At 51.1% G+C, this 329-nt stretch carries 1 protein-coding gene; it reads left to right on the top strand.

The window, feature by feature from the left end; translation table 11 throughout:
* A partial coding sequence (locus HJY11_RS13435; protein ID WP_208076448.1) for an ATP-binding cassette domain-containing protein occupies window positions 1-329 on the top strand: 329 nt, incomplete at both ends.

Below are 329 nucleotides of genomic sequence, written 5' to 3'. Positions count from 1 at the left end.
TAATTTAAGAATGGTCAAGCCGGGGGCGGATGACAAGGAGATCCGGCAAGCTCTGGAAACGGCCTGTGCCTGGGAATTTGTTGAAAAGTTGGAGGACGGTATGAATACCCAGGTCCGGGAGAGAGGGAGCAGATTTTCTGAGGGACAAAAGCAGAGACTTTCGATTGCGAGAGCGTTGCTTGCGGACGCACCGGTGATGATATTGGATGAAGCCACAAGTGCTCTCGATGTGGCGACGGAACGGCGGGTACTGAGAAATATTATCAAAAAAGAACCAAATAGAACCATTCTGGTGGCGGCTCACCGGCCAAGCGTATTTTCCATGTGCA

It is taken from the genome of Bittarella massiliensis (ex Durand et al. 2017) (genome assembly GCF_017566145.1).
Classification (GTDB): Bacteria; Bacillota; Clostridia; order Oscillospirales; family Ruminococcaceae; genus Bittarella; species Bittarella massiliensis_A.
This window is presented reverse-complemented; position numbering and strand designations above follow the sequence as displayed.